The organism is Mycetocola reblochoni REB411, from assembly GCF_900163835.1.
Classification (GTDB): Bacteria; Actinomycetota; Actinomycetes; order Actinomycetales; family Microbacteriaceae; genus Mycetocola_B; species Mycetocola_B reblochoni.
In genome coordinates this window covers 90,935-97,773 of the sequence record NZ_FUKR01000056.1, presented here as the reverse complement: position 1 = coordinate 97,773, position 6,839 = coordinate 90,935, and the positions used below count along the sequence as shown (strand labels likewise).

The 6,839-nt window shown below is 74.3% G+C and carries 5 protein-coding genes, 1 tRNA gene and 1 other RNA gene; 5 read left to right on the top strand and 2 right to left on the bottom strand.

Translation table 11 applies throughout. From position 1 onward, the window contains the following. The coding region (locus FM119_RS13675; RefSeq protein WP_218778766.1) for a DUF3616 domain-containing protein at window positions 1–2,904 on the top strand (2,904 nt) is incomplete at its 5' end. Between the two features lie 100 nt (window positions 2,905–3,004). On the opposite strand, the gene ffs is transcribed toward FM119_RS13675, so the two are convergent. Next, an RNA gene (gene ffs, locus FM119_RS10210) (signal recognition particle sRNA small type) lies at window positions 3,005–3,101 on the bottom strand. Window positions 3,102–3,209: 108 nt separating this feature from the next. Here ffs and FM119_RS10205 point away from each other — a divergent pair. The 4 genes from FM119_RS10205 to FM119_RS10190 all read left to right on the top strand — a co-directional run bounded on the left by FM119_RS10205 (window position 3,210) and on the right by FM119_RS10190 (window position 5,558). Beyond that, window positions 3,210–3,929, top strand: a complete 720-nt coding sequence (locus tag FM119_RS10205) for an SDR family oxidoreductase (protein WP_087137752.1) — start codon at window positions 3,210–3,212, stop codon at window positions 3,927–3,929. Between the two features lie 66 nt (window positions 3,930–3,995). After that, window positions 3,996–4,083 (top strand) — tRNA-Ser (locus tag FM119_RS10200). A 192-nt stretch (window positions 4,084–4,275) separates the two neighbouring features. Further along, complete coding sequence (locus tag FM119_RS10195) at window positions 4,276–4,833, top strand: NADPH-dependent FMN reductase (RefSeq protein WP_087137750.1); 558 nt, start codon at window positions 4,276–4,278, stop codon at window positions 4,831–4,833. A 101-nt stretch (window positions 4,834–4,934) separates the two neighbouring features. Beyond that, window positions 4,935–5,558, top strand: a complete 624-nt coding sequence (locus FM119_RS10190; RefSeq protein WP_087137748.1) for a hypothetical protein — start codon at window positions 4,935–4,937, stop codon at window positions 5,556–5,558. A 4-nt stretch (window positions 5,559–5,562) separates the two neighbouring features. Here FM119_RS10190 and FM119_RS10185 read toward each other — a convergent pair whose 3' ends face one another. Next, window positions 5,563–6,831 (bottom strand): multidrug effflux MFS transporter, encoded by a 1,269-nt coding sequence (locus tag FM119_RS10185; RefSeq protein ID WP_245827434.1) that lies wholly within the window; start codon window positions 6,829–6,831, stop codon window positions 5,563–5,565. Window positions 6,832–6,839 lie beyond the last annotated feature (8 nt).

Below are 6,839 nucleotides of genomic sequence, written 5' to 3'. Positions count from 1 at the left end.
GGACCCGTCATGTCCACACCCCCGTCCCCCGTCCGTCCTCGCCTGCCGCGTGCGCCGCGCCCCGGTCGCCGCCTGGCCCTGCCGGTCCTGCTCGGAGCCGCCCTCGTTGCGCCGTTCGCCCTCCCTGGCGCCCCGTCGGCCGCGATCGCGGCCGGGACCTCGGCTGACCCCGCCGCCGTGGACCGTCTGGCCGTGTCCGTCGTCGGCGACGGGACCGGTCTGGCCAAGACGGCCGCCCCCGTGAGCATCCGGCTGACCGACGGCACCGGTGAGCGGACCGGGAGCGTGACGCTGCCGACGACCGGCTCGGGCGACGGTTCCCACGCCCTGACGCTCGGTGGCACGGCCGACCAGCAGGGCGCCCTGCAGCAGTCCGCCGACCACAGCGTGGTGACACTCGGCGGCTACGACGCCGCACCGGGCAGCGCCGCGCCCAACACCACCGCTGCCCCCGCGGTGCCGCGCGTCGTCGGCAGCGTCGACGCCGCGGGGACGGTCGACGTGTCGACCTCGCTCGCGGACGCGTTCTCGCTCCGTCACATCCGCGGCGCCGTCAGCGTCGACGGCAGCGGCTTCCTCGTCGCCGGCCACGGCGGCGACGCGGCCGCGTCCAAGGCCGGCGTCGTGTGGGCTCCCCGCGGGAGCAGCCTGCCGACGCCGCTGGTGTCGGGCTCCGACGCGCTCAACAACGCGCGCGTCCCGGTCATCGCCGACGGAAGCGTCTACGTCTCCAGCGACCGCTCCGGCCACGCGGGCGTCAACCTCGTCGGCGCGCTCGACCCCTCGGGCACGGTGCCCTCGCCCGGTTTCACGCTCGTCGCGGCCGCCCCGGCGGGCGCCGAGGTCGCGCACGACTTCGCCTTCGTTGACGACGAGCTGTACGTCGGATACACCGAGGGCAGCGCCGCCGGCATCGTCAAGTACGTCGACTCCGGCAGCGGCTACCGCGCGGTCGGCAGCTACCCCGGAGCCTTCTGGGGCCTGACCGCGCGCGCCGCCGGCGACGACACCGTCGTCTACGCGGTGAAGGGGTCGGAGCAGGGCAACAGCCTCGTCCGCCTGCTCGACACCGGCGACGACACCCTTCGCGCGTCGGAGACGGTCATCTCCGTCGCCGAGCAGGGCACCGCGTACCGCGGGGTCGCGTTCGCGCCCGGCTACGATCCGGTCGACACCCCCCTCGACCCGGAGCCGGTCGCGCCCGAGCTGTCGTGGACAGCGCGCGTGGCCGGTGGCGCGGGCGGAGCCCTCGGCGCCGTCCTCGGCGGCGACGCCAATCCGGTCGCCCGCGGAACCGTGACGGACGCGGACGGTCGCGAGGTGCGCCTGACCGCGTCGTCCTCCGACCAGGAGGTGGTCGCCGACGACGCCATCGAGGTGCGCCGCGACGGCGACGCCTTCACGCTCGCCGCGACGCCGTCGGCCGCCGGTTCGGCGACGATCACGGTGACGGCGAGCGCCGGCGAGGGCGAGCAGTCGGCCTCCCGCGGGCTGGCGCTGGACTACCGCGTCCTCGACACCCCGGCCGACGCGAGCGCGACCGTCCAGTTCGGCATGTCCGACGCCTCGGCCGCCGTGGACGTCGGGGACGGGCACCTGCTCGTCGCCGACGACGACTCCAACGAGCTTCGGCTGTTCGGCCCCGACGGTGGCGAGGCCGTCGCCGAGTTCGACCTGGACGCGGCCGTCCCCCCGCTGCAGAGCGGGGAGGCGCACGACCTGGAGGCGCAGGCCCGCGTCGGCGACACCGTGTACTGGGTGGGCTCGCTCGGCAACTCGCGCAGCGGCAAGATCCGGCCGGACCGCGACGTCGTCATCCGCACTGAGCTCGACGGCTCGGGCGCAGCCACGACGGCGGAGGTGACCGGCTTCGCCCACGGCCTCCGCGACGCGCTCGTCGACTGGGACCACGCCGGGCTGCATGGACTCGGTGCCGACCGCTTCGGCTTCGCCGCGGCCACGGAGGAGGGTTCCTCCGCGGAGGGCCCGCGGTCGCTGAACGTCGAGGGCGCGGCGATCGCGCCGGACGGCACCACGCTGTGGCTGGGGTTCCGGTCGCCGCTGGTCCCTGGCACCGCCCGTTCCGCGTCGGCCGCGGACGAGCGCGCGCTGATCGTCCCTGTCGCCGACGTCGACGACGTCGTCTCCGGTGCGGAGGCGGTGGTCGGCGAGCCGATCCTCATCGACCTCGGCGGGCGGGCGATCCGCGACATGGTCCGCGCCGACGACGACGGCTACCTCATCCTCGCCGGGAGCGCCGACGATGCCGGCGACTTCGCGGTGTTCACCTGGACCGGCGATCCGGCGCAGGCCCCCGTCCGCTCGACCGCCCCGCTCGGCCTCGAGGGCTGGGAGGGGTCGTACGAGGCGGCGGTCGGCGTCTCCTCGACCGCGGACGGCCAGCGGATCCGCGTCCTGCAGGACGACGGCACGGTTCCGCTCTACGGCGACGGCACCGCGGCCCAGGACCTCGGCTCGACCGAGCTCAAGGCCTTCGTCGCGCACGACTACGTCCTCTCGACGGGGACCGGGGAGCCGGGTGGCTCCGACTCCGACGGGGCGGGGGCCGGCGCGGACGTCGACGGGACAGGCACGAGCGGGTCAGAGGGATCCGGCACGTCCGACGGGACAGGCACGAGCGGGGCAGAGGGGACGGACGGGGCCGCGGACGGCAGCGCGGACGTGACCTCGGACGACGGTGCGGACAGCTCCGGGGCGGCACCCGGTACGGGCGGGACCGACGATGACGCGACGAACGGCGCCGAGGCGGCCTCCCCCGCGAGCGCGCTGGCCACGACGGGCACGGCCTCCGGCGGTGCGCTCGCACTCGCCGCGCTCCTGATGGCGGCGGGGGTCCTCGCTCTGGGGTCGCTCTCGGCCCGACGGTCACGGCCGCGGGGCTGAGCGCCGACGATCGCGACGCGCCCCGCAGCGCACACGGTGAGGGGCGGGTGCCGAACGGCCCCGCCCCTCACTCGCCCGGGACGCCCATCGTCCGGAAAAGAAAAATGACCCCCCGCGCACCCGCCAGAGCCCGGTTACCCTTGCTACGTTTCCGTCCTGGGGGAGTTGGCCTGGATGGCGCCACGCGGGGAGCCGGGGACCAGCCTACCGCAGCGGCGCTCCCTCCACGACCACCGGGGCGCGATGGCCTGCACGGCCACGGCGGCCGCCGTGCGTCCGCGCCGAGGTCTCGTTAGCATCGCAGTATGTCCACGATCGTCATCGCCGGTGGCCACGGCCACATCGGCCTGCTCCTGGCCCGCCAACTCCGCGACGCCGGCGACGAGCCCGTCGCCCTGATCCGCAACCCCGACCACGCCGAGGAGGTGACGGCCGCCGGGGCCGAACCGTTCATCCTCGACCTCGAGAACATCGAGGCGCACGAGCTCGCGGCAGCGATCTCCGGCGCCGACGCGGTCGTGTTCGCCGCGGGGGCCGGGCCCAACAGCGGTCCGGAGCGCAAGCTGACCGTCGACAGGGACGGAGCCATCCTGCTCGCCGCCGCCGCGCAGCTGGCTGGCGTCGACCGCTTCGTCATGATCTCGGCGATGGCCGCCGACGACTACGACGCCGACTCCGACGACGTGTTCCAGATCTACCTCAAGGCCAAGGCCGACGCCGACAGGGCGCTGCGCAACAGCGACCTGGACTGGACCATCATCCGCCCCGGCGGCCTCACCGATGACGAGCCGACCGGTCGCGTCACCATCGCCGAGAGCACCGGCAGGGGCACCATCCCCCGCGCCGACGTCGCCGCGCTCGTCGTCGCCTCGCTCGCCGAGCCGGAGACCACGGCCGCGCAGTTCGAGGCGATCAGCGGTGACACCCCCATCGCCGAGGCGCTGGCCGCCCTCGCGCCCGCGGACGAGCCGCGGGAGGGCACCGCGTCGGACCCCGGCGCGCAGGCCCCCGCCGCCGAGGGGTGACGCCCGCGGGTGGTCACACCCGTCACCGAGTTATGGCTAAGATGGTCAGGTCGCCTCGTGCGACCCGGAGGATTCGCCTAGTGGCCTATGGCGCACGCTTGGAAAGCGTGTTGGGTGCAAGCCCTCAGGGGTTCGAATCCCCTATCCTCCGCCATCCGATCCCGCAGCCGTGAGCTGCGGGATCGTCCTCGTTAACACCGCGGGGCGAGCCGGCTGACGACCGGGCCCGCGGCTGACGCCGGTGCGGGGAGCCGCCGTGCGACCCCCCATGACGACGCCGGGGAATACCCCTGTTCGAGGGGTGTTGGATTGTGTCGTCAATGATCCCGTCTGAAAGGACCCCCACGTGACCACCACCATCGCCGTCCTGGTCGGCAGCCTCCGCTCCGGCGCGAGCAACCGCGCCCTCGCCGAGGCCGCCGTCGCCCTCGCCCCGGAGGGGACCGAGCTCCGCATCGTCGACGGCCTGGGCGATGTGCCCTTCTACAACGAGGACGTCGACCAGCCGGGGACCGTTCCGGCGACGGCCCAGGCCCTGCGCGACGCGGTCGGCGCCGCCGACGCCGTGCTCGTCGCCACGCCCGAGCACAACGGCACGATCCCCGCGGTGCTGAAGAACGCCATCGACTGGCTGTCGCGCCCCTTCGGCGCCGGGGCCGTGTCCGGGCTTCCGACCGCGGTGATCGGCGGAGCCCACGGTCAGTACGGCGGCGTGTGGGCTCAGGACGAGGCACGGAAGGCGCTCGGTATCGCCGGTGCCGCGGTCATCGCGGACGCGACCCTGTCGGTGGCGAACTCCTCCGGTCGTTTCGCCGAGGCCGCGCCGCTCGAGGACCCCGAGATCACCGCGGCGCTGACCTCGGTGCTCGGAGCACTTGCCGACGCGGCACGCACCGCGGCCTGAACCGACGGCCGCCTGAGCGCGGTCCCTCCCCGCCGCGATGGGGAGGGACCACCGGTCGGTATCCTGGCGTCGAGCGTCCCGCCATGAGAGGACAGGACACCGTGACCCCCCACCCCCGCCCCGCCGACCACACCGGCGCCGGACCGCGCGTCGCCCCCGGACGACGCACGCGGTCGACCCCGCGTCGCGGTCCGCACCGCGCGGTCCGCGTCCGGCTCGTGTGGCGGCTGTTCGTCCAGGGGACGGCGGTGACCTTCGCCCTGCTCATCCCCGTCCTCGTCGTCCTCTCCTGGCTGGAGGCGACGCGCGGCGGACTGGACTGGGTGCCGGGCTTCACGGCCGCGGTCGTCGCGGTCTACCTCGTCGCCCTCGTCGCCTACCTGCGGGTCGGCCTGTTCATCGGGCCCGACTCCATCGCCGAGCGCCCCTTCGCCGGCCCCACGCGGACGATCCCCCTCGACCGGGTGAGCAGGGCCGTGCTGCTGGACATGCACCGGAGCATGTCGGTGCCGTCGCGGCCGCAGCTGTTCCTCCTCGACGCCGAGGGCAGGGTGCTGCTGCGCATGCGCGGCGAGTACTGGCGGCACTCCGACATCGCCCTCGTGGCATCCCGCGTCGACGCGGTCCTCGAGCGCGTGCCCAAGCCGGTGACGCTCAACGAGCTGCAGGAGAGCAACCCGCGCCTGCTGTTCTGGTTCGAGCGCCGCCCGTGGCTGAGGCCCTAGGCGATCAGTCCTCCAGCGCCGGCACGCCGCGGGGCCTCACCACAAGCCACAGCACCAGAACCGAGACGAGCGCCGTCCCCGTCATCACGGCCCCCATCGGGGCGGCCGAGCCCACGCCGATGACGCCGACGATCGGGGAGATCAGCCCGGCGAGGCCGAAGTTCGTCGCGCCGAGCACGGACGCCGCCGTGCCCGCCTCCCTGCCGTGGCGGGCGAGGGCGAGCACCTGCACGGCAGGCATCGTGAACCCGGTCGCCAGGATGAACGCGAACAGCCCCACCAGGATCCCGGCGAGAGGCGCCCCCTCCCCTCCGACCACGACGATGGCGATCGCGGACAGCAGCTGGACCGCCCCGGAGCCGGCGACCACCCACTGCGGCCCGATCCGCCGCATCAGCAGCGAGGACAGCTGCACCCCGGCGACGATGCCGAGCGAGTTGACCGCGAACAGCACCCCGTACTGCCCGGCGCTCAGGCCGTACTCCTGCTGGAACAGGAACGCGGACGAGGAGATGTAGCTGAACAGCCCGGCGAAGCTCATACCGCCGATGAGCGCCATGCCGACGAACACCCTGTCGCCGAGCACGCGCCGGTACGACCGCGCCAGGGCGCCTCGCACCGGTGCGGTGCGGCGCTCGGGCGGGAGCGTCTCGGTGATGAGCAGGGTCACGGCGACCACGACGACCACGCCGTAGCAGGCGAGGACGAGGAACAGCCCGCGCCACGGCATCACCTGCAGCAGCGCGGAGCCGACCAGGGGCGCGAGGATCGGGCCCATGCCGTTGACCAGCGCGAGCCGCGAGAGCATGCGGGCGAGGGGCTTGCCGCCGAACAGGTCGCGCACGGTGGCCATCGCGACGACCGCACCGGCCGCGGCCCCCGCGCCCTGCAGGACGCGGAACACGCCGATGGTGACGATGTCGGGCGCGAACGCCGCCCCCACGCTGGCGAGGATGTGCAGCGACGTCGCTAACAGGAGCGGCAGCCGTCGGCCGACTCTGTCGCTCCACGGCCCCATGACGAGCTGACCGACCGCGAAGCCGACGGTCGTGCCGGTGAGGGTGAGCTGGACCATCGCCGCCGTCACCCCGAGGTCGGCCTCGACGCGGGGGAAGGCCGGCAGGTACAGGTCGATCGTGAACGGCCCGAGGGCGGTGAGGGTGCCGAGGACGATGACGTAGAGGGCGCGCCGTCCGCGGCTGAGCGCGTCACCGGGATGGCTGGACGCCGGGGTCGGGGTCGGGGTCGATCGCGTGGAGGGTGTCGAGGTCACGTGTGGGT